22 protein-coding genes and 1 pseudogene are annotated in these 21,797 nt (G+C 66.5%); all 23 read left to right on the forward strand.

Annotation, left to right across the window (positions count from 1 at the left end; all coding sequences use genetic code 11):
• Position 1 precedes the first annotated feature (1 nt).
• The 23 genes and pseudogenes from NBE95_RS07460 (at position 2) to aroA (ending at position 21,675) form a co-directional block, all read left to right on the forward strand.
• Complete coding sequence (locus NBE95_RS07460; protein ID WP_289893282.1) at positions 2–1,240, forward strand: NADH-quinone oxidoreductase subunit D; 1,239 nt, start codon at positions 2–4, stop codon at positions 1,238–1,240.
• A pseudogene (gene nuoE, locus NBE95_RS07465) lies at positions 1,240–1,941 on the forward strand (NADH-quinone oxidoreductase subunit NuoE); the annotation flags it as partial. The gene NBE95_RS07460 and the pseudogene nuoE, both read left to right, overlap by 1 nt.
• Before the next feature lie 48 nt (positions 1,942–1,989).
• Positions 1,990–2,580: a hypothetical protein gene (locus tag NBE95_RS07470; RefSeq protein ID WP_289893284.1), complete on the forward strand. Its 591-nt coding sequence runs from the start codon at positions 1,990–1,992 to the stop codon at positions 2,578–2,580.
• Positions 2,580–2,834 (forward strand): DUF5337 domain-containing protein, encoded by a 255-nt coding sequence (locus NBE95_RS07475; protein WP_289893285.1) that lies wholly within the window; start codon positions 2,580–2,582, stop codon positions 2,832–2,834. The genes NBE95_RS07470 and NBE95_RS07475 overlap by 1 nt, the downstream gene beginning before the upstream one ends.
• A gap of 4 nt (positions 2,835–2,838) precedes the next feature.
• Entirely contained in the window at positions 2,839–4,134 is a 1,296-nt protein-coding gene (gene nuoF / locus NBE95_RS07480; RefSeq protein WP_289893286.1) for an NADH-quinone oxidoreductase subunit NuoF, read from the forward strand.
• Positions 4,135–4,283: 149 nt separating this feature from the next.
• Positions 4,284–4,682: a DUF5333 domain-containing protein gene (locus NBE95_RS07485; protein ID WP_289893287.1), complete on the forward strand. Its 399-nt coding sequence runs from the start codon at positions 4,284–4,286 to the stop codon at positions 4,680–4,682.
• Positions 4,679–5,140: a hypothetical protein gene (locus NBE95_RS07490; RefSeq protein WP_289893288.1), complete on the forward strand. Its 462-nt coding sequence runs from the start codon at positions 4,679–4,681 to the stop codon at positions 5,138–5,140. The genes NBE95_RS07485 and NBE95_RS07490 overlap by 4 nt, the downstream gene beginning before the upstream one ends.
• Before the next feature lie 90 nt (positions 5,141–5,230).
• Positions 5,231–7,249: an NADH-quinone oxidoreductase subunit NuoG gene (gene nuoG, locus NBE95_RS07495; RefSeq protein WP_289893289.1), complete on the forward strand. Its 2,019-nt coding sequence runs from the start codon at positions 5,231–5,233 to the stop codon at positions 7,247–7,249.
• A gap of 5 nt (positions 7,250–7,254) precedes the next feature.
• Positions 7,255–8,025, forward strand: coding sequence for a hypothetical protein (locus NBE95_RS07500; protein ID WP_289893290.1), 771 nt, complete (start codon positions 7,255–7,257; stop codon positions 8,023–8,025).
• An 18-nt stretch (positions 8,026–8,043) separates the two neighbouring features.
• Positions 8,044–9,081, forward strand: a complete 1,038-nt coding sequence (nuoH, locus tag NBE95_RS07505; protein ID WP_289893291.1) for an NADH-quinone oxidoreductase subunit NuoH — start codon at positions 8,044–8,046, stop codon at positions 9,079–9,081.
• A gap of 3 nt (positions 9,082–9,084) precedes the next feature.
• Entirely contained in the window at positions 9,085–9,267 is a 183-nt protein-coding gene (locus tag NBE95_RS07510; protein WP_019352610.1) for a hypothetical protein, read from the forward strand.
• Entirely contained in the window at positions 9,267–9,758 is a 492-nt protein-coding gene (gene nuoI, locus NBE95_RS07515) for an NADH-quinone oxidoreductase subunit NuoI (RefSeq protein WP_289893293.1), read from the forward strand. The genes NBE95_RS07510 and nuoI overlap by 1 nt, the downstream gene beginning before the upstream one ends.
• A complete protein-coding gene (locus NBE95_RS07520; RefSeq protein WP_289893294.1) occupies positions 9,755–10,159 on the forward strand; it encodes a carboxymuconolactone decarboxylase family protein in 405 nt (134 codons plus the stop codon). Before nuoI ends, NBE95_RS07520 begins: the two co-directional genes overlap by 4 nt.
• Positions 10,156–10,758, forward strand: coding sequence for an NADH-quinone oxidoreductase subunit J (locus tag NBE95_RS07525; protein WP_289893295.1), 603 nt, complete (start codon positions 10,156–10,158; stop codon positions 10,756–10,758). Before NBE95_RS07520 ends, NBE95_RS07525 begins: the two co-directional genes overlap by 4 nt.
• Positions 10,759–10,857: 99 nt before the next feature.
• Entirely contained in the window at positions 10,858–11,163 is a 306-nt protein-coding gene (gene nuoK / locus NBE95_RS07530; protein WP_155064184.1) for an NADH-quinone oxidoreductase subunit NuoK, read from the forward strand.
• 6 nt (positions 11,164–11,169) lie between these two features.
• Positions 11,170–13,272, forward strand: coding sequence for an NADH-quinone oxidoreductase subunit L (nuoL, locus tag NBE95_RS07535; RefSeq protein ID WP_289893296.1), 2,103 nt, complete (start codon positions 11,170–11,172; stop codon positions 13,270–13,272).
• 1 nt (position 13,273) lies between these two features.
• On the forward strand, positions 13,274–14,815 hold the full coding sequence (locus NBE95_RS07540; protein ID WP_289893297.1) for an NADH-quinone oxidoreductase subunit M: 1,542 nt from the start codon (positions 13,274–13,276) through the stop codon (positions 14,813–14,815).
• Positions 14,816–14,824: 9 nt separating this feature from the next.
• Entirely contained in the window at positions 14,825–16,327 is a 1,503-nt protein-coding gene (gene nuoN / locus NBE95_RS07545; protein ID WP_289893298.1) for an NADH-quinone oxidoreductase subunit NuoN, read from the forward strand.
• Positions 16,320–17,078, forward strand: coding sequence for a biotin--[acetyl-CoA-carboxylase] ligase (locus tag NBE95_RS07550; RefSeq protein WP_289893299.1), 759 nt, complete (start codon positions 16,320–16,322; stop codon positions 17,076–17,078). The genes nuoN and NBE95_RS07550 overlap by 8 nt, the downstream gene beginning before the upstream one ends.
• 4 nt (positions 17,079–17,082) lie before the next feature.
• Entirely contained in the window at positions 17,083–17,862 is a 780-nt protein-coding gene (locus NBE95_RS07555; RefSeq protein WP_289893300.1) for a type III pantothenate kinase, read from the forward strand.
• Positions 17,855–19,531, forward strand: coding sequence for a ribonuclease J (locus NBE95_RS07560; protein WP_289893302.1), 1,677 nt, complete (start codon positions 17,855–17,857; stop codon positions 19,529–19,531). The genes NBE95_RS07555 and NBE95_RS07560 overlap by 8 nt, the downstream gene beginning before the upstream one ends.
• Positions 19,532–19,568: 37 nt before the next feature.
• Entirely contained in the window at positions 19,569–20,270 is a 702-nt protein-coding gene (gene trmB, locus NBE95_RS07565) for a tRNA (guanosine(46)-N7)-methyltransferase TrmB (RefSeq protein WP_289893303.1), read from the forward strand.
• 73 nt (positions 20,271–20,343) lie between these two features.
• On the forward strand, positions 20,344–21,675 hold the full coding sequence (gene aroA, locus NBE95_RS07570) for a 3-phosphoshikimate 1-carboxyvinyltransferase (protein ID WP_289894856.1): 1,332 nt from the start codon (positions 20,344–20,346) through the stop codon (positions 21,673–21,675).
• The last annotated feature ends 122 nt before the right edge of the window (positions 21,676–21,797 follow it).

Raw genomic sequence — 21,797 nt, forward strand, 5'->3', positions numbered from 1 at the left:
CATGGACGGCGACATCCGCAAGAGCAGCTATGACGACGGCTCGGTCGACGCCCTGACCGGCGAGCAGAGCATCCGCAATTTCAACATCAACTTCGGTCCGCAGCACCCGGCCGCGCATGGCGTGCTGCGCATGGTGCTGGAGCTGGACGGCGAGATCGTCGAACGCGCCGACCCGCATATCGGCCTGCTGCACCGCGGCACCGAGAAGCTGATGGAAAGCCGCACCTATCTGCAGAACCTGCCCTATCTGGACCGGCTCGATTACGTGGCGCCGATGAACCAGGAACATGCCTGGTGCCTGGCCATCGAGCGGCTGACCGGCACGCAGATCCCGCGCCGCGCCAGCCTGATCCGGGTGCTCTATTCCGAGATCGGCCGCATCCTGAACCACCTGATGGGCCTGACCACCGGCGCGCTGGACGTGGGCGCACTGACCCCGCCGCTTTGGGGCTTCGAGGCGCGCGAGGAGCTGATGGTGTTCTACGAACGCGCCTGCGGGGCGCGGCTGCACGCCGCCTATTTCCGCCCCGGCGGGGTGCACCAGGATCTGCCTCCGGACCTGCTGGACGACATCGAGGAATGGTGCGAGCGCTTCCCGAAGCTGGTCGACGACCTCGACACCCTGCTGGTCGAGAACCGGATCTTCAAGCAGCGCCTGGTCGGCATCGGCGTGGTGTCCGAGGAGGACGCGCTGGACTGGGGCTATACCGGGGTGATGGTGCGCGGCTCGGGCCTGGCCTGGGACCTGCGCCGCAGCCAGCCTTATGAATGCTACGACGAGTTCGATTTCCAGATCCCGGTCGGCACCAATGGCGATTGCTACGACCGCTTCCTGTGCCGCATGGCCGAGATGCGGGAATCGACCAAGATCATGCAGCAGGCCATCCAGAAGCTGCGGGCCGAACCGGCCGGCGACGTGCTGGCGCGTGGCAAGCTGGCGCCGCCGAAGCGCGCCGACATGAAGCGCGACATGGAAAGCCTGATCCATCACTTCAAGCTGTATACCGAGGGCTTCAAGGTTCCGGCGGGCGAAGTCTATGCCGCCGTCGAGGCGCCCAAGGGCGAGTTCGGCGTCTACCTGGTCGCCGACGGCACCAACAAGCCCTGGCGGGCCAAGCTGCGGGCGCCGGGATTTGCGCATCTGCAGTCGATCGACTGGATGTCCAAAGGCCACATGCTGGCCGACGTCCCGGCGATCATCGCCACGCTCGACATCGTTTTCGGAGAGGTTGACCGCTGATGCTGCGCCGTCTGTCCCCCATCCAGCCGGACTCGTTCGAGTTCACCCCAGCCAACCTGGAATGGGCCCGCGCCCAGATGACCAAATACCCGGAAGGCCGCCAGCAATCGGCGATCATCCCGGTGCTGTGGCGCGCGCAGGAACAGGAAGGCTGGCTGTCCCGTCCCGCCATCGAATACTGCGCCGACCTGCTGGGCATGCCCTATATCCGCGCGCTCGAGGTCGCGACCTTCTATTTCATGTTCCAGCTCTATCCGGTCGGCACCGTCGCCCATATCCAGATCTGCGGCACCACGACCTGCATGATCTGCGGCGCCGAGGAGCTGATCCGGGTCTGCAAGGAAAAGATCGCGCCGGCGCCGCATACGCTTTCGGCCGATGGCCGCTTCTCCTGGGAAGAGGTCGAATGCCTGGGCGCCTGCACCAATGCGCCCATGGCCCAGATCGGCAAGGATTTCTACGAGGATCTGACCGCCGAAAGACTTGCGGCGCTGATCGACCGCGTCGCGGCGGGCGAAGTGCCGCTGCCGGGCCCGCAGAACGGCCGTTTCTCGGCCGAGGCCCTGGGCGGCCCGACCGCGCTGGCCGATCTGAAGGGCGGCGAGCAGTATAACGGCAGCGTGGCGCTGGCGGTGCGGCTGGGCGACACGATCAAGCGCATCGACGGCACCGAGGTTCCGATCACCACGCCTTGGCTTGGCGCGGAAAAACACGCTTAGATCACGGGGGCGGAAAGAAGTCCGATCACGATGGAACGGGTTGAGTGCAACAGGAACTGCTGGATCTCGGCGGCCATCGCCGGGGTCTTGGTGCTGTTGTCCGCCTCGGGCATCGGTGATCTGCACTGGCTGGCCGGGCTGTTCCTGGGTGCGGTGACCTTCGCGCTGTTCGGCGCGCTGATGGTCTGGCTGATCTGCGAGGGGCAACCCGAGCCGCTGCCGCCCTTCGTGCCGGTGATGCCCGAGGATCTGCAGCGCCGCCAGCTGGACAGCCAGCCCGAGGCGCTGCTGGTCTCGGCCTTGCTGCCCGAGCAGCCGACGGCGGCGCAGATGCCCATGGACAAGGCCATGCCGGCCGGGGCAGCCGCGGCGACGGCCGACGACCTGCGGCGGATCAAGGGCATCGGCCCCAAGATCTCGGACTGGCTGCAGGAACATGGCGTGACGCGCTATGCGCAGATCGCCGCCTGGGACCGTGACGCGGCTGCGGGTTTCGCGCAGCGCATGGGCCGGATGGGCAGCCGGATCGAGGCCGACGACTGGGTCGGCCAGGCGAGACTGCTGGCGGCGGGGGGTGAGACGGCCCATTCGCGCCGCGTCGATACGGGCGAGGCCGGCTGATGGCCCGCCCCGCGAGACAGGACCCGGCGCAGAGCCCTCCGGCCGATGCGCGGCAGATGCGGCTGGTGGCGGTGGTGATCGCCGTCACCATGGCGCTGTGGCTTGGGGTGCAATGGCTGGGGGGCCAGCAGGACTGGCCCGCGAAATACGCCTTTCTCGCCGATCTGGCGGCGATTGGGGCCTTGATCTGGTCGCTTCTGGTGACCTGGCGGATCTGGCGGCGGCGCAATGCGTCCTCGCAGGGACAAGGATAAGACGATGCTGAACGATCAGGACCGGATCTTTACGAACATCTACGGCATGGGCGACCGCAGCCTGGCCGGCGCGCAGAAGCGCGGCTGCTGGGACGGCACCGCCGCCATCATCCAGCGCGGCCGCGACAAGATCATCGACGAGATGAAGGCCTCGGGCCTGCGCGGCCGTGGCGGCGCCGGTTTCCCGACCGGGATGAAATGGTCCTTCATGCCCAAGGAATCGGACGGCCGCCCGTCCTATCTGGTCATCAACGCCGACGAATCCGAACCCGCGACCTGCAAGGACCGCGAGATCATGCGCCACGATCCGCATACGCTGATCGAGGGCGCGCTGATCGCCAGCTTCGCCATGGGCGCCCATGCCGCCTATATCTACATTCGCGGCGAGTTCATCCGCGAGCGCGAGGCGCTGCAGGCCGCCATCGACGAATGCTATGACGCGGGGCTGCTGGGCCGCAACGCCGCCCAGTCGGGCTGGGATTTCGACCTTTACCTGCACCACGGCGCCGGCGCCTATATCTGCGGCGAGGAAACCGCGCTGCTGGAAAGCCTTGAGGGCAAGAAGGGCATGCCGCGCATGAAGCCGCCCTTCCCGGCGGGCGCGGGCCTCTATGGCTGCCCGACCACGGTGAACAACGTCGAATCGATTGCCGTGGTGCCGACCATCCTGCGCCGCGGCGCCGAATGGTTCGCCGGCTTCGGCCGCCCGAACAACGCGGGCGTGAAGCTGTTCGGCCTGACCGGTCATGTGAACACCCCCTGCGTGGTCGAGGAGGCCATGTCGATCCCCATGCGCGAGCTGATCGAGAAGCATGGCGGCGGCATCTGCGGCGGCTGGAAGAACCTCAAGGCGGTGATCCCCGGCGGTGCCTCCTGCCCGGTGCTGACCGCCGAGATGTGCGAGACCGCCATCATGGATTACGACGGCATGCGCGAGCTGAAATCCAGCTTCGGCACCGCCTGCATGATCGTCATGGATCAGGACACCGACGTGGTGAAGGCGATCTGGCGGCTGTCGAAATTCTTCAAGCACGAAAGCTGCGGCCAGTGCACGCCCTGCCGCGAAGGCACCGGCTGGATGATGCGGGTCATGGAGCGGCTGGTGCGCGGCGATGCCGAGGTCGAGGAGATCCACATGCTCTTCGACGTGACCAAGCAGGTCGAAGGGCACACCATCTGCGCCTTGGGCGATGCGGCCGCCTGGCCGATCCAGGGCCTGATCCGCAACTTCCGCGAGGAGATCGAGGACCGCATCAAGGCCAAGCGCACCGGGCGCATGGGCGCGATGGCGGCAGAGTAAGAGCCATGGCGCAGGTCCGGGACAATGCGGCGCGGCGGACCCCCTTGGGGGACGGCGCCGGCATGGCCGGGCAGCGCTCAAGACAAGGTGTCGAACCCATGGGGCGCGGCCGTGTTATGACCGGGTGTCATGACAGAAAGGCCAGAACCATGAAACTTCTGCCGCTTGCCCTGATGGGGGCCATGCTGGCGACGCCAGCTGCCGCGCTGGAGCCGTTGAGCAAGGAAAAATACGTCAACGACCGGCTGATCGCGGCGCGCATCGCCGACCGCATCCGCCGCACCTGTCCCAGCATCGACGGCCGGATCCTTTACGCCTATGGCGAGGCCCGCAAGCTCAAGCGCTATGCCGAGCGGAAGGGCTATTCGCGGGCGCAGATCGACGCCTTCCTTGACAGCAAGGACGACAAGAAGCGCATCTATGCCGTGGCCGAGGACTATCTGGTCCGCAACGGCGCCACGGCCGACGATCCCGAGAGCTTCTGCCGGATCGGCCGGCAGGAGATCCAGAAGAACACCGTGATTGGCAGCTTGCTGGTGGCGAAATGACGAAATGGCTCAACCGGATCGGACTGGGACTGATGGCCGCCGCGGCGGCGGCGATGATCGGGGCGGACGCCTTCGCGGGCGAGCCCTCGGACCCGTTCCAGCCGACGGCGCAGAAATTCTACCTGCAATTCTCGATCTTCGCGCCGGGCGACCTGCAATGCGACGCGACCGGACCGGGCGTGCGCACCAAGCTGACGCGCGGAATCACCGGCGCGCCGCTGCTGCGCATCACCGGCAATGCGGCCGGGGCCGAGATCGCCTGCTGGACCCGCGACGGCAGCCGCTATACCACCGATGTCAACCGCAGGGTGCGCTATAACACCGCCGGCGCGGTGCGGGCGACGGTGATCTTCCAGCCCGGCCAGGAAGCAGCCGCCGTGCTGGTCGCGCGCGACAATGAATCAGACAGAATGGTGCCGACCGTCTATCCGCGAGCCTTCGTGAAGGTGCAGCAATGACGGCGCACAGGACAACCGGGCCAGCCTTGGACCAGCATTTGAAACTCGCATCGGCCAGCCGCCGCCGCGGGGCATGAGGGAAGACGAAAGATGGCAGATCTTCGCAAGATCAAGATCGACGACGTGGTTATCGAGGTCGATCCGAACCTGACCCTGATCCAGGCCTGCGAGCAGGCGGGGATCGAGGTGCCGCGCTTCTGCTATCACGAGCGGCTGTCGATTGCCGGCAACTGCCGCATGTGCCTGGTCGAGGTGGTGGGCGGCCCGCCGAAGCCCGCCGCCTCTTGCGCCATGCAGGTCAAGGATCTGCGTCCCGGCCCGGACGGCGCGCCCTCGGAAGTCCGCACCAACTCGCCCATGGTCAAGAAGGCCCGCGAGGGGGTGATGGAGTTCCTGCTGATCAACCACCCGCTGGACTGCCCGATCTGCGATCAGGGCGGCGAATGCGACCTGCAGGACCAGGCCGTCGCCTATGGCGTCGATTTCAGCCGCTATCGCGAGCCGAAGCGCGCCAGCGAGGATCTGAACCTCGGCCCGCTGGTCGAGACGCACATGACCCGCTGCATCTCCTGCACCCGCTGCGTGCGCTTCACCACCGAGGTCGCCGGCATCACCCAGATGGGCCAGACCGGGCGGGGCGAGGACAGCGAGATCACCAGCTATCTGAACGAGACGCTGAACTCGAACCTGCAGGGCAATATCATCGACCTGTGCCCGGTCGGGGCGCTGGTGTCGAAACCCTATGCCTTCACCGCCCGGCCCTGGGAGCTGACCAAGACCGAATCCATCGACGTGATGGACGCGCTGGGGGCGAGCATCCGTGTGGATACCAAGGGCCGCGAAGTCATGCGCATCCTGCCGCGCAACAATGACGCGGTGAACGAGGAATGGATCAGCGACAAGACCCGCTTCGTCTGGGACGGGCTGCGCCGCCAGCGCCTGGACCGGCCCTATATCCGCGAAAACGGCAAGCTGCGCCCGGCCTCCTGGCCCGAGGCGCTGGAGGCCGCGGCGCAGGCGATGCAGGGCAGGAAAGTCGCGGGGCTGATCGGCGACCTGGTCCCGGCCGAAGCCGCCTTCAGCCTCAAGCAACTGGTCGAGGGGCTGGGCGGCACGGTGGAATGCCGCACCGACGGCGCGCGGCTGCCGGCCGGCAACCGCTCGGCCTATGTCGGCACGGCGAGGATCGAGGACATCGACAGCGCCAAGCGCATCCTGCTGATCGGCACCAACCCGCGCGACGAGGCGCCGGTGCTGAACGCCCGCATCCGCAAGGCCTGGGCGCAAGGCGCGCAGGTCGCCCTGATCGGCGAACCGGTGGACCTGACCTATGACTACCACCATTTCGGCAGCGACCGGGCCGCGCTGGCCAAGCTGCTGGACGAGGATCTGGCGAACAAGGACGGAACGTCCGGCATCGTGATCGTCGGCCAGGGCGCGCTGCGCGAGGCGGATGGCGAGGCGGTGCTGGCCAATGCCATGCGCATCTGCGAACTGGGCGATTGCAGGCTGCTGGTGCTGCACAGCGCCGCCGGTCGCGTCGGCGCCATGGATGTGGGCGCGGTGACCGATGGCGGCCTGCTTGCCGCCATCGACGGCGCGGAAGTGATCTACAACCTCGGCGCCGACGAGGTGGACATCGCTCCCGGTGCTTTCGTGATCTATCAGGGCAGCCATGGCGACCGCGGCGCGCATCGCGCCGATATCATCCTGCCCGGTGCCTGCTATACCGAGGAAAGCGGCCTGTTTGTGAACACCGAGGGCCGGCCGCAGCTTGCCGCCCGCGCCAATTTCGCGCCGGGCGAGGGCAAGGAGAACTGGGCCATCCTGCGCGCGCTTTCCGCCGAACTGGGCAAGACCCAGCCCTGGGACAGCCTGGCCGGGCTGCGCCGCAAGCTGGTCGAGGCGGTGCCGCATCTGGCGCAGATCGACCAGGTGCCGCAGAACGACTGGCAGCCGCTCGACCGTTTCGACCTGGGGCAGGCGAATTTCCGCTATGTGATCCAAGACTTCTACCTGACCAACCCCATCGCGCGCTCCTCGCCGCTGATGGGTGAGCTTTCGGCGATGGCGGCGGCGCGCAAGGCCGCGCCCCTGGCGGCGGAGTGAACAGGATGCGGTCCCGTCTGGCCCTGCTGATCGGAATGGGTGCGACGGCCCTGCTGGCCGGCTGCGGCGATTCGAAGACCGATTCGCGGCCCCAGCCCAAGCCGGCGGAGCTGGGCGTGGCGGTGCTGCAAAGCGATGGCGGCTCGCCCTACAAGAAGGTGCTGACCAAGGGCCGGATCTCGACCAAGTCGGGCGAGATCCTGATTCTGGAGCCCGACGGATCGGTCAGCGAGATGGCGCTGGACAGTCCCGAGGGCCGCGACGCCTTCGCGGTGACCGAGGCGGACTTGCTGGCGCTGAACGCCAATCTGGATCTGGACCTGTCGGGCCTGCCGGACATGGGCCCGGTGCGCAAGCGCGAACCCACGGCGCAGGAAAAGGCGCTGGCCGCATTCGCCGCCCGCACCCGGCCGCTGCGGCTGAACCTGCCGTCGAGCTTCGAGGCCGATCCCAAGGATTTCCAAGGCGCGCGGGTGACGGGTCTGGCGAATTCGCGCAAGGGCGCGGGCAGCCTGGTGGAAGTGACCGCGAACCTGCGAGGCGGGGTGGACGCCGACACGGCCTTCGCCTATGCCACATGCGCGCTGGCCAACTGGGCCGATGCGAAGGGGGCAGCTTACGCCCGCCACATCCGCACGCTCAGGGACAAGCGCAACGGCAAGATGGTCGTCGGCTCGGTGTTCACCCTGTCCGCGGAAAAACCGATGGGCCTGACGGTGATGACAACGAAAGAGACCTTGCAGGAATGCAAGGCACGCGGCATTCCCGCGGCGTGAGAGAAGGGACGAAAGATCATGGCTGAATTCTGGGCCTCGCCCTACGGTTTCGCGCTCAGCCTGCTCTTGCAGGGTCTGGCGGTCATCGCCTTTGTCATGGGCTCGCTGATCTTCATGGTCTATGGCGACCGCAAGATCTGGGCGGCGGTGCAGATGCGCCGCGGCCCGAACGTCGTCGGCCCCTGGGGCCTGCTGCAGACCTTTGCCGACGCGCTGAAATACGTCGTCAAGGAAATCGTCATCCCGGCCGGCGCCGACAAGTTCATCTTCTTCCTTGCGCCCTTCCTGTCGATGATGCTGGCGCTGTTCGCCTTCGTGGTGATCCCCTTCGACGACGGCTGGGTCATGGCGAACATCAATGTCGGCATCCTGTTCGTCTTTGCCGCCTCCTCGCTGGAAGTCTACGGCGCGATCATGGGCGGCTGGGCCTCGAACTCGAAATACCCGTTCCTGGCCTCGCTGCGCTCGGCCTCGCAGATGATCTCCTACGAGGTGTCGATGGGGCTGATCATCATCGGCATCATCATCTCCTCGGGCTCGATGAACCTCAGCGAGATCGTGCTGGCGCAAAAGGGCGATTACGGCCTGCTGAACTGGTACTGGCTGCCGCACCTGCCGATGGTGGTGCTGTTCTTCGTCTCGGCGCTGGCCGAGACCAACCGCCCGCCCTTCGACCTGGCCGAGGCCGAATCCGAGCTGGTCGCCGGCCACATGGTCGAATACTCGTCCACGCCCTACCTGCTGTTCATGGCCGGCGAATACATCGCCATCTACCTGATGTGCGCGCTGCTGTCCTTGCTGTTCTTCGGCGGCTGGCTGTCGCCGGTGCCCTTCATCGCCGATGGCTGGTGGTGGATGGTGATCAAGATGTGGTTCTGGTTCTACATGTTCGCCATGGTCAAGGCGATCGTGCCGCGCTACCGCTACGACCAGTTGATGCGGATCGGCTGGAAGGTGTTCCTGCCCCTGTCGCTGGGCTGGGTGGTGCTGGTGGCGATCCTGGCCCGTTACGAAGTGCTGGGCGGATTCTGGGCCCGCTTCGCGGTCGGAGGATAAACCATGTATTCCAACAAGCTCGCCGAGGCATTTGCCAAAGCCAGTGAGACCGACAAGGTGGAGCTGGCGCATTTCCTCGCCAACAACCTGGACACGGCGGAACATGCGCGTGACGGCGCCCGCGTCAGGGAATATGTCGCCGCGTTCGACCGTTTCGCGGCCCCGAAGCAAGGGGAACGTTTCTGATGGCCTTCGATTTCGCGCGGGCGACCAAGTATTTCCTGATGTGGGACTTCATCAAGGGCTTCGGCCTGGGCATGCGCTATTTCGTCTCGCCCAAGCCGACGCTGAACTACCCGCATGAGAAGGGCCCGCTGTCGCCGCGCTTCCGCGGCGAACACGCGCTGCGCCGCTATCCGAATGGCGAGGAACGCTGCATCGCCTGCAAGCTCTGCGAGGCGGTCTGCCCGGCCCAGGCCATCACCATCGACGCCGAACCGCGCGAGGACGGCAGCCGCCGCACCACGCGCTACGACATCGACATGACCAAGTGCATCTATTGCGGTTTCTGCCAGGAAGCCTGCCCGGTCGATGCCATCGTCGAGGGGCCGAATTTCGAATACGCCACCGAGACCCGCGAAGAGCTGTTCTACGACAAGCAGAAGCTGCTTGCGAACGGCGAGCGCTGGGAGGCCGAGATCGCCCGCAACCTGCAGATGGATGCGCCCTACAGATGACCGATGCGCTCACCAGGCTTTTCGCGCAGATGATGGCTTCCGGGCAGGAGATGGCGCGCGCCTTCAACCCGGCGCTGGAACATTTCGACATGCGCGCCATGGAAAAGCTGGTGCCGACGATCCCTGCCGACATGCTGGAAATGTGGTTCGGCAAGACCTTCAACCGCGAGGGGCTGGACGCCAAGACGCGCCTGCTTCTCACCATCGGCGCGATCACCGTGCAGGGCGCGCTGGCCGAGCCGCAATTGCGCCTGACCATTCGCCAGGCCATCGCGGCCGGCGCCACGAAACGCGAGATCGCCGAGACGATCTTTCAGATGAGCATGTTCGGCGGGCTGCCTGCGATGCAGAAGGCGCTTGAGATCGCCCAGAGCGTCTATGCCGAGGAGGACGAGGAATGATGACCTTCGCTTTCTACCTGTTCGCGATCTGCTGCTGCGTCGCGGGCTTCATGGTCGTGATCAGCCGCAACCCGGTGCATTCGGTCCTGTGGCTGATCCTCGCCTTCTTCTCGGCGGCCGGCCTGTTCGTGCTGCAGGGCGCGGAATTCGTCGCCATGCTGCTGGTCGTGGTCTATGTCGGCGCCGTCGCGGTGCTGTTCCTGTTCGTCGTGATGATGCTCGACGTGGATTTCGCCGAGCTCAAGGGCGAGCTGGCGCGCTACCTGCCGCTGGCGCTGGTGATCGGCGTGGTGCTGCTGGCGCAGCTCGGCATCGCCTTCTCGGGCTGGACGGCCTCGGAACAGGCCGAGGCGTTGCGCGCGGCCCCGGTGATCGAGGGGGTGCAGAACACCCGCGGCCTGGGCATGGTGCTTTACGACCGCTACGTGCTGATGTTCCAGCTGGCCGGGATGGTGCTGCTGGTCGCGATGATCGGGGCCATCGTGCTGACCATGCGCCACCGCCGCGACATCAAGCGCCAGAACGTGCTGGAGCAGATGTGGCGCGACCCGGCCAAGGCCATCGAGATGCGGGATGTGAAACCGGGCCAGGGGCTTTGACCGCGGCGGATCGGGCCGCGGCAGCCATCGGGACCGCCGCTGCGGCCCCAGTAGCAAACGGATATTTCAACGGGTGAACGACCCGGAGGGACCAGGACGATGATCGGATTGACACATTACCTTGTGGTGGGGGCGATACTTTTCGTCACCGGCATTTTCGGGATATTCGTGAACCGAAAGAACGTCATCGTCATCCTGATGTCGATCGAGCTGATGCTTCTGGCGGTGAACATCAATTTCGTCGCCTTCTCGACCCATCTGGGCGATCTGGCGGGGCAGGTCTTCACCATGTTCATCCTGACCGTGGCGGCGGCCGAAGCCGCCATCGGCCTGGCGATCCTGGTCGTCTTCTTCCGCAACCGCGGCACCATCGCGGTGGAAGACGTCAACGTGATGAAGGGATAAGGCGACATGGAAAAGATCGTCCTCTTTGCGCCCCTCGTCGGGTCGCTGATCGCCGGCTTCGGCTGGCGCGCGATCGGCGAGAAGGCCGCGCAGTACCTGACCACCGGCATCCTGTTCCTGTGCTGCCTCATCAGCTGGTATCTGTTCCTGTCCTTCGACGGCGTGCCGCGGCACATCTCGGTTCTGGACTGGGTGGTGGTCGGCGACTTCCACGCGGAATGGGCGATCCGGCTGGACCGGCTGACCGCGATCATGCTGGTCGTGGTGAACACGGTCTCGGCGCTGGTGCACATGTATTCGCTGGGCTACATGGCCCATGACGACAACTTCACCCATGACGAACATTACAAGGCGCGTTTCTTCGCCTATCTGTCGTTCTTCACCTTTGCCATGCTGATGCTGGTGACGGCGGACAACCTCTTGCAGATGTTCTTCGGCTGGGAGGGCGTCGGCGTCGCCTCCTACCTGCTGATCGGCTTCTATTACAAGAAGCAGTCGGCGGGCGCGGCGGCGATGAAGGCCTTCATCGTCAACCGCGTCGGCGATTTCGGCTTCCTCCTGGGCATCTTCGGCCTCTACTGGCTGACCGGGACGATCCAGTTCGACGAGATCTTCGCCCAGGTCCCCGAGATCGCCCAGACCCAGATGCATTTCCTGTGGCGGGACTGGAACGCGGCGAACCTGCTGGGCTTCCTGCTGTTCGTCGGCGCCATGGGCAAATCGGCGCAGCTCTTTCTGCACACCTGGCTTCCCGACGCGATGGAGGGTCCGACCCCGGTTTCGGCGCTGATCCATGCCGCGACCATGGTGACGGCCGGCGTGTTCCTGGTCTGCCGCATGTCGCCGCTTTACGAATTCGCGCCGGACGCCAAGAACTTCATCGTCATCATCGGCGCCACGACCGCCTTCTTCGCCGCGACCGTGGGCCTGGTGCAGAACGACATCAAGCGCGTCATCGCCTATTCGACCTGCTCGCAGCTGGGCTACATGTTCGTGGCGGCCGGGGTCGGCGTCTATTCGGCGGCGATGTTCCACCTGCTGACCCATGCCTTCTTCAAGGCCATGCTGTTCCTGGGCGCCGGCTCGGTGATCCATGCCATGCACCACGAACAGGACATGCGGAACTATGGCGGGCTGCGCAAGAAGATCCCGCTGACCTATTGGGCGATGATGATCGGCACCTTCGCCATCACCGGCGTCGGCATCCCGCTGACCCATATCGGCTTTGCCGGCTTCCTGTCCAAGGACGCGATCATCGAAAGCGCCTGGGCCGGCAGTGCCTATGCCTTCTGGCTGCTGGTCATCGCCGCCTGCTTCACCAGCTTCTATTCCTGGCGGCTGATCTTCCTGACCTTCTACGGCAAGCCGCGCGGCGACCATCATGCCCATGACCATGCGCATGAAAGCCCGCCGGTCATGACCATCCCGCTGGGGGTGCTGGCCATCGGCGCGGTCTTTGCCGGCATGGTCTGGTACGGCCCCTTCTTCGGCGACCATCACAAGGTCACGGAATATTTCCACATCGCCGGCACGCATGAAGCGGCCGAGGGCGAAGCGGCGGAACACGCGACCGCCGAGGCCCCGGTGGAACATGCCGCCGCCGATACCGCGACCGCCGAGGGCGAGGCAGCCGCCCCCGCTGCGCATGTCGCCGCGCCGGTCGGCGGTGCGATCTACATGCATCCCGACAACCACATCATGGACGAGGCGCACCATGCGCCCGCCTGGGTCAAGGTCTCGCCCTTCATCGCCATGGTGCTGGGGCTGGTCACCGCGTTCTTCTTCTACATCGCCAACCCGACGCTGCCGCGGCGGCTGGCGGCGCAGCAGCCGGCGCTGTATCAGTTCCTGCTCAACAAATGGTATTTCGACGAGATCTACGACTTCCTCATCGTCCGCCCGGCGAAATGGCTTGGCCGCGCGCTGTGGAAGGGCGGCGACGGCGCCGTCATCGACGGCACCATCAACGGGGTGGCCATGGGGCTGATCCCGCGGCTGACCCGCGCGGCGGTCCGGGTGCAATCGGGCTATCTGTTCCACTACGCCTTCGCGATGGTTCTGGGCATCGTGGGCTTGCTGATCTGGGTGATGATGCGGGGCGCGCACTGACATGACGAACCTTCTTTCCATCATCACCTTCCTGCCGATCGTCGCCGCGATCATCATGGCGCTGTTCCTGCGCGGCCAGGACGAGGCCGCGGCCCGCAACGCCAAGTGGCTGGCGCTGCTGACCACGACGGCGACCTTCGTGATCTCGCTCTTCGTGCTGTTCCGCTTCGACCCGGCCAATACCGGCTTCCAGTTCGTCGAGGATCACGCCTGGATCATGGGCCTGCGCTACAAGATGGGCGTGGACGGGATCTCGGTGCTGTTCGTGCTGCTGACCACTTTCATGATGCCGCTGACCATCCTCTCGACCTGGCAGGTCGAGGTGAAGGTCAAGGAATACATGATCGCCTTCCTGGTGCTGGAAGGGCTGATGATCGGCGTCTTCACCGCGCTGGATCTGGTGCTGTTCTACCTGTTCTTCGAGGCCGGCCTGATCCCGATGTTCCTGATCATCGGCATCTGGGGCGGCAAGGACCGCATCTATGCGTCCTTCAAGTTTTTCCTCTACACCTTCCTCGGCTCGGTGCTGATGCTGGTGGCGATGATCGCCATGTACCGCATGGCGGGCACCACCGACATTCCGACGCTGCTGGGTTTCGACTTCCCGTCCGAGACCTATCGCCTGCTGGGCATGACCGTGGTCGGCGGCACGCAGATGCTGCTGTTCCTGGCCTTCTTCGTCAGCTTCGCGGTCAAGATGCCGATGTGGCCGGTGCATACCTGGCTGCCCGACGCGCACGTTCAGGCGCCGACCGCCGGCTCGGTCCTGCTGGCGGCGGTGCTGCTGAAGATGGGCGGCTACGGCTTCCTGCGCTTCTCGCTGCCGATGTTCCCGGTCGCCAGCGGCGTGGCGCAGCCCTATGTCTTCTGGCTCTCGGCCATCGCCATCGTCTACACCTCGCTGGTGGCCTTGGCGCAGTCGGACATGAAGAAGGTCATCGCCTATTCCTCGGTCGCGCATATGGGCTACGTGACCATGGGCATCTTCGCGGCCAACCAGGTCGGCGTCGACGGCGCCATCTTCCAGATGCTGTCGCACGGTTTCATCTCGGGCGCGCTGTTCCTTTGCGTGGGCGTCATCTACGACCGCATGCACACGCGCGAGATCGACGCCTATGGCGGGCTGGTGAACCGGATGCCGGCCTATGCCGCGGTGTTCATGTTCTTCACCATGGCGAATGTGGGCCTGCCCGGCACCTCGGGCTTCGTGGGCGAGTTCCTGACCCTGCTCGGCACCTTCCGCGTCAACACCTGGGTGGCGCTGGTTGCGGCAACCGGGGTGATCTTCTCGGCCGCCTATGCGCTTTGGCTGTATCGCCGGGTGACCTTCGGCCAGCTGATCAAGGAAAGCCTGAAGTCGATCACCGACATGACCCCGCGTGAGCGCTGGATCTTCGTGCCGCTGATCGCCATGACGCTGATCCTGGGCGTCTATCCGCGGCTGGTGACCGACGTGACCGGACCGGCGGTGGAAAGCCTGCTCAATGACTACAACCAAAGCCAGCCGGCGGCGCCCGTCGCCACGGCCCAAGCCAGCCACTAGGGGGCAGACATGACCTCGCTCGACTTCTCGACCATTCTGCCCGAGGTGGTGCTGGCCGCTTACGCTTTGGCCGCGCTGATGGCCGGGGCCTATCTCGGCAAGGACAAGCTGGCGCGGACGCTGCTCTGGGCGACGGTCGTGGCCTTTCTGGTCATCGCCGCCATGATCGGCCTTGGCAGCCGCGCCGATCAGGCGGCGTTCCACGACATGTTCATCGACGACGGTTTCTCGCGCTTCGCCAAGGTGGTGACGCTGGTCGCCGCCGCCGCCGTCCTGGCGATGAGCGCCGACTACCTGCAGCGCCGCAACATGCTGCGCTTCGAATTCCCGGTTCTCGTCGCCCTGGCGGTGCTGGGCATGATGTTCATGGTCTCGGCCGGCGACCTGCTGACGCTCTACATGGGGCTGGAGCTGCAGTCGCTGGCGCTTTACGTGGTCGCCGCCATGCGCCGCGACTCGGTGCGCTCGTCCGAGGCCGGGCTGAAGTATTTCGTGCTGGGCTCGCTCAGCTCGGGGCTGCTGCTCTATGGCGCCTCGCTGGTCTACGGCTTTGCCGGCACCACGAACTTCTCGGGCATCATCACCGTGATCGAGGGCGGGCATCTGTCGCTGGGCGTGCTGTTCGGCCTGGTGTTCATGCTGGTGGGCCTGGCCTTCAAGGTCTCGGCCGTGCCCTTCCACATGTGGACGCCGGACGTCTATGAGGGCTCGCCGACGCCGGTGACCGCCTTCTTCGCCACCGCGCCCAAGGTCGCGGCCATGGCGCTGATCGCGCGGCTGGTCTTCGACGGTTTCGGCCATGTCATCGGCGACTGGAGCCAGATCGTCGCGGCGCTGGCGGTGATGTCGATGTTCCTGGGCTCGATCGCCGGGATCGGCCAGAGCAACATCAAGCGGCTGATGGCCTATTCCTCGATCGCGCATATGGGCTTCGCGCTGGTCGGCCTGGCCGCCGGCACCGCGCTCGGCGTGCAGTCCATGCTGCTTTACATGACCATCTATGCGGTGATGAACGTCGGCACCTTCGCCTTCATCCTGTCGATGGAGCGCGACGGCGTGCCGGTCACCGACCTGGCCTCGCTGAACCGCTTTGCCTGGAACGAGCCGGTCAAGGGGCTGGCCATGCTGGTGCTGCTGTTCAGCCTGGCCGGCGTGCCGCCGACCCTGGGCTTCTTCGCCAAGTTCGGCGTGCTGACCGCAGCCGTCGATGCTGGGCTGGGCTGGCTGGCGGTGCTGGGCGTCATCGCCTCGGTCATCGGCGCCTTCTACTACCTGCGCATCGTCTATTACATGTATTTCGGCGGCGAGAGCGAGGGCGTCACCTCGCGCATGGGCGCGGTGCAGTATCTGGGGCTGATGGTCCCGGCGCTGGCCATGCTGGTCGGAGCCATCAACATGTTCGGCGTCGATGCCGCCGCCGGCCGTGCCGCCGAAACGCTGGTGACGCCGACCCTGGCCGCCGGACAAGCCGCCGAACCCGTTCTGGCCACCGAGCCCGACCAAGGTGAGTGAGCCCTGGCCCACGGGCGTGGCCCGCCATGTGCTGGCCCGCACCGACAGCACCAATGCCGAGGCGCTGAGGCTGGCGCCCGGTCTTTCCGGCCCGGCCTGGGTGATGACCCGCGACCAGTTCGCGGGTCGCGGCCGTCGCGGCCGGGACTGGGTGATGCCGGCCGGGAACTTTGCCGGCACGCTGGTGACGCGGCCCAGGGGCGGGCCGCTGGGCGCGGCGCAACTCTCTTTCGTCGCGGCGCTGGCGCTTTACGACGCGCTTGCCGATGCCTGCGGCCCCTCGGTGCGGCTGGCGATCAAATGGCCCAATGACGTGCTGCTGAACGGCGGCAAGGTGGCCGGTATCCTGCTGGAAAGTTCCGGCTCGGGTTCGGGCGTGCAGGCCGTCGCGGTCGGCATCGGCGTCAACCTGGCCGCCGCACCGGATGCGGCGGCGGTCGAGCCCGGCGCCGTGCCGCCGGTTTCGGTGCGGGGCGAGACCGGCCATGCCGTCGACCCCGAGGATTTCCTCGACCTGCTGGCCCCGGCCTTCGCGCGCTGGCAGGCACAGCTCGACACCTACGGCTTCGCGCCGATTCGCAATGCCTGGCTGGCCCGCGCGGCGAAGCTGGGCGAGCCCATCACCGCCCGCACCGGGCGGCTGGAAAGCCACGGCATCTTCGAGGGCATCGACGACAGCGGCGCGCTGATCCTGCGCACGGCGGCCGGGCGGCAGGTTATTCCCGCCGCCGATGTCTATTTCGGGGGCTAGGGCCATGCTGCTTTGCATCGACACCGGCAACACCAACACGGTCTTTTCGGTCTGGGACGGCGAACGGTTCGTCGGCCTGTGGCGCATCTCGACCGACCATCGCCGCACGGCGGACGAGTACTTCGTCTGGCTGTCCACGCTGATCTCGTTGCAGAAGCTGGAACTGAACATCGACGCCTGCATCATCAGCTCGACCGCGCCGCGGGTGGTGTTCAACCTGCGGGTGCTCTGCAATCGCTATTTCGATACCCGTCCGCTGGTGGTGGGCAAGCCGGACTGCCTGCTGCCGGTGGCGCCGCGCGTCGATTTCGGCACCGTGGTCGGCCCCGACCGGCTGGTGAACACCGTCGGCGCCTTCGACCGGCACGGCCCGGACCTGATCGTGGTCGATTTCGGCACCGCCACCACCTTCGACGTGGTGGACACCGACGGCGCCTATGTCGGCGGCGTCATCGCGCCGGGGGTGAACCTGTCGCTCGAGGCGCTGCACATGGGCGCGGCGAGCCTGCCGCATGTCGACGTGACCATGCCCGTCAAGGTGATCGGCACCAATACGGTGGCCTGCATCCAGTCGGGGATCTTCTGGGGTTATATCGGCCTGGTGCAGGGCGTGGTGGACAAGATTCGCGAGGAACGCGGACGGCCGATGCAGGTTATAGCTACGGGCGGGCTGGCGCCGCTGTTCGACCAGGGATTTGATTTATTTGACGCGATCGAGGACGATCTGACCATGCATGGCCTGCGCCTGATCCACGATTACAACAAGGAGTTGGGCAATGGCTGAGCGCCTGATCTATCTGCCGCTGGGCGGCGCGGGCGAAATCGGCATGAACGCCTATGTCTACGGCTATGGTCAGCCGGGACGCGAGCGGCTGATCGTCGTCGATCTGGGCGTGACCTTCGGCGACATGGACAGCGCGCCGGGCATCGACCTGATCATGGCCGATGTGGCCTGGCTGGAAGCCAATCGCGACCGCATCGACGCGATCTTCATCACCCACGGGCACGAGGATCACGTCGGCGCGCTTGGCCTGCTCTGGCCCAAGCTGCAAAAGCCGGTGCATTGCCGCCGCTTCACCGGCGCGCTTGCGCGGTTGAAGCTCGAGGAGGCCGGCCAGCCCGTCGACCAGATCCACATCCATGCGCCGCGCCCCGACGTGGTGACGGCGGGTCCGTTCCGGGTGCAATTCGTCCCGGTCAGCCATTCGATCCCGGAAAGCTCGGCGCTGATCATCGACACGCCGGCGGGGCGGATCGTGCATACCGGCGATTTCAAGCTGGACGGCACCCCGGTGGTGGGCGAGGCCTTCGACCCGATCCTCTGGCACGAGATCGCGAACGAGGGGCAGGGGGTCAAGGTGCTGACCTGCGATTCGACCAACGTCTTCTCGCCCCATCCCGGCCGGTCCGAGGCGGTGCTGGCCAATCCGCTGCTGGATTTCGTCATGGCGCAGCGGCAGCTGGTGGTAGCGACGACCTTCGCCAGCAACATTGCCCGGCTCAAGACCCTGGCCGAGGCCGGCATCGCCGCCGGCCGCAAGATCTGCCTTTTGGGCCGGGCCATGCGCCGCATGGTCACCGTCGCGGTCGAGACCGGCATCCTGACCAGCTTCCCCCCGGTCATCAGCCCCGAGGAAGCCTCGGAACTGCCGCGCGACAAGGTGATGCTGATCGTCACCGGCAGCCAGGGCGAGCGCCGCGCCGCCAGCGCTCAGCTGTCGCGCGGCCGCTATCTGGGCATCCAGCTGAAGGACGGCGACAGCTTCCTGTTCAGCTCGCGCACCATCCCCGGCAACGAGCGCGGGGTGATCCGCATCATGAACGCGCTCTCGGAAATGGGCGTCGACCTGTATGACGCCGATGACGGGCTCTATCACGTCTCGGGCCATGCCAACCGCCCGGATATCGAGGCGGTGCATGACCTGCTGAAGCCGCAGATCGTCATCCCGATGCATGGCGAGCACATGCATCTGCGCGAACATGCCAAGCTGGCCGAGGCGCGCGGCATTCATGCGATGGTGGCGACCAACGGCACCATGCTGGACCTGTCGGGCGAAGCGCCGCGGGTGGTGGACCAGATCGACACCGGCCGGCTCTATCTCGACGGCACGGTGCTGATCGGCGCCATGGACGGGGTGGTGCGCGACCGCATCCGCATGGCGCTGAACGGCCATGCCATGGTCTCGGTGATCATCGACGAGGACGACACGCCGCTGCCCGACGCTTGGGTGGAACTGTCCGGTCTGCCGGAACAGGGCCGCGCCGGCGTGCCGCTGGCCCGCAACATCGAAAGCGAGTTGGCCGAGTTCCTGGAACGCGCCGATGACCGCACGGTCATGGACGACGACCGCCTGGAGGAAGGGATCCGCAAGATCACCCGGCAAGTCTCGATGGAGGAGATCGGCAAGAAGCCCGAGGTGACGGTGGTGATCTCGCGCCTGGCCGCGGAATGACTTGACCTCGACCCGCGCCCGGGGCATGGGCGCGGGCATGAGCGAATTCGATCCGAACCCTCCGCGCCGCAACTTCTACGGCCGCCGCCACGGCAAGACCCTGCGCCAGAGCCAGAAGGGCTACCTGTCCGAGGATCTGGGCAGCCTGCGCCCGCGCGGCATCACCGAGCAGGAGAACCCCGAGAGGACGCCCGTAGACCCGGCAGCCATCTTCGGCGACGCCCGCCCGGTCTGGCTCGAGATCGGCTTCGGCGGCGGCGAGCACATGGTGCACATGGCGGCGCGCTATCCCGAGATCGGTATCATCGGCTGCGAACCCTTCATCAACGGCGTCGCCATGCTGCTGGGCAAGATCCGCAATGCCGGGGTGCAGAATGTCAGCGTGCATCCCGGCGACGCGCGCGACCTGATGGACGTGCTGCCCGATGCCTCGATCAGCAAGGCGTTCCTGAACTATCCCGACCCCTGGCCCAAGGCACGCCATCACCGCCGCCGCTTCGTGACCCCCGAGCACCTGATCCCGCTCGCCCGCGTCATGAAGCCGGGCGCCGAGTTCCGCGTCGCCACCGACATTCCCGACTACGTGCGCCAGACGCTCGAGGAGGTGCCGCAGGCCGGCTTCGCACTGGTCGCCGAGGGGCCGCAGGCATGGGACGACTGGCCCAGCACCCGCTACGAACAGAAGGCGCTGCGCGAGGGCCGGGCGCCGCATTACGTCACCTTCCGCCGGCAGGCATGAATTTCCGCCGGGCTGATTGCGCCCGGTCGCCGTGACCGCTATCACCTTGCGCGACAAGCACGAGGGGGCCTTCATGTCACATTCCGCCGAACCGCTTCCGATGACCGCCCGCCGTTCGGGTCCCCTGACGGGCGAGGCCAAGGTGCCGGGCGACAAGTCGATCAGCCACCGCGCGCTGATCCTCGGCGCGCTGGCGGTGGGCGAGACGCATATCACCGGCCTGCTGGAAGGCCAGGACGTGCTGGACACCGCATCGGCGATGCGGGCCTTCGGCGCCCGGGTGGAACGGCTGGGCGAGGGGGAATGGCGCGTCGACGGCGTCGGCACCGGCGGCTTTGCCGAGCCCGAGGGCGTGATCGACTGCGGCAATTCCGGCACCGGCGTGCGGCTGATCATGGGCGCCATGGCCACGACGCCGATCACCGCCACCTTCACCGGCGATGCCAGCCTGTCGCGCCGCCCGATGGGCCGCGTCACCGACCCGCTGGAACTGTTCGGCTGCGCAGTGACAGCGCGCGAGGGCAAGTGCCTGCCGGTGACCATCAAGGGCGCCGCCGATCCGGTGCCGGTGCGCTACAGGACCCCGGTCGCCTCGGCGCAGATCAAGTCGGCCGTGCTGCTGGCGGGCCTGAATGCGCCGGGCGAAACCGTGGTGATCGAATCCGAGCCGACCCGCGACCATACCGAGCGGATGTTGGCCGGCTTCGGCGCCAGCATCCGCACCGAGACCACCGACGAGGGCCATGTCATCACCCTGCAGGGCCGGCCGGAACTGAAACCGCAGCCGGTGGCGGTGCCGCGCGACCCGTCCAGCGCCGCCTTCCCGGTGGCGGCGGCGCTGATCGTGCCGGGCTCCGAGATCCGTGTGCCCGGCGTCAGCCGCAACCCGACCCGGGACGGGCTCTATGCGACGCTGCTGGAAATGGGCGCCGACATCACTTTCGAGAACCCGCGCGAAGAAGGCGGCGAGCCGGTGGCCGACCTGCTGGTGCGCCACGGCCCGCTGAAGGGCGTGACCGTGCCGCCGGACCGCGCCGCCAGCATGATCGACGAATTCCCCATCCTGTCGGTCATCGCCTGCTTCGCCGCGGGCGCGACCGTCATGCAGGGTGTCCATGAACTCCGGGTCAAGGAAAGCGACCGCATCGACGCCATGGCGGTCGGCCTGCGCGCCAATGGCGCCAAGGTCGAGGACAGCCCGGACAGCATGACCGTCCACGGCCAGGGCGGGCTGACCGGCGGCGCCACCTGCGCCACGCATCTCGACCACCGCATCGCCATGTCCTTCCTGGTCGCCGGCCTGGCCTCCGAGCAGCCGATCCGCGTGGACGACGGCGGCCCGATCACCACCTCCTTCCCGGATTTCCTGCCGCTGATGCGCGGCCTCGGCGCGCAGATCGACTAAGGCGCAGGGGCGCCCGTCACGGGTGGCGCCCTGCTTCTGCTTTCCCCGAATAGCCGAATCCCACCGCGAAACCGAACCGGGCCGCGCCGCCCTGCTGCGCCCCGGCCTTCACCGTTTCCCAA

The sequence above is a fragment of the Paracoccus sp. TOH genome (genome assembly GCF_030388245.1).
Taxonomy (GTDB): Bacteria; Pseudomonadota; Alphaproteobacteria; order Rhodobacterales; family Rhodobacteraceae; genus Paracoccus; species Paracoccus simplex.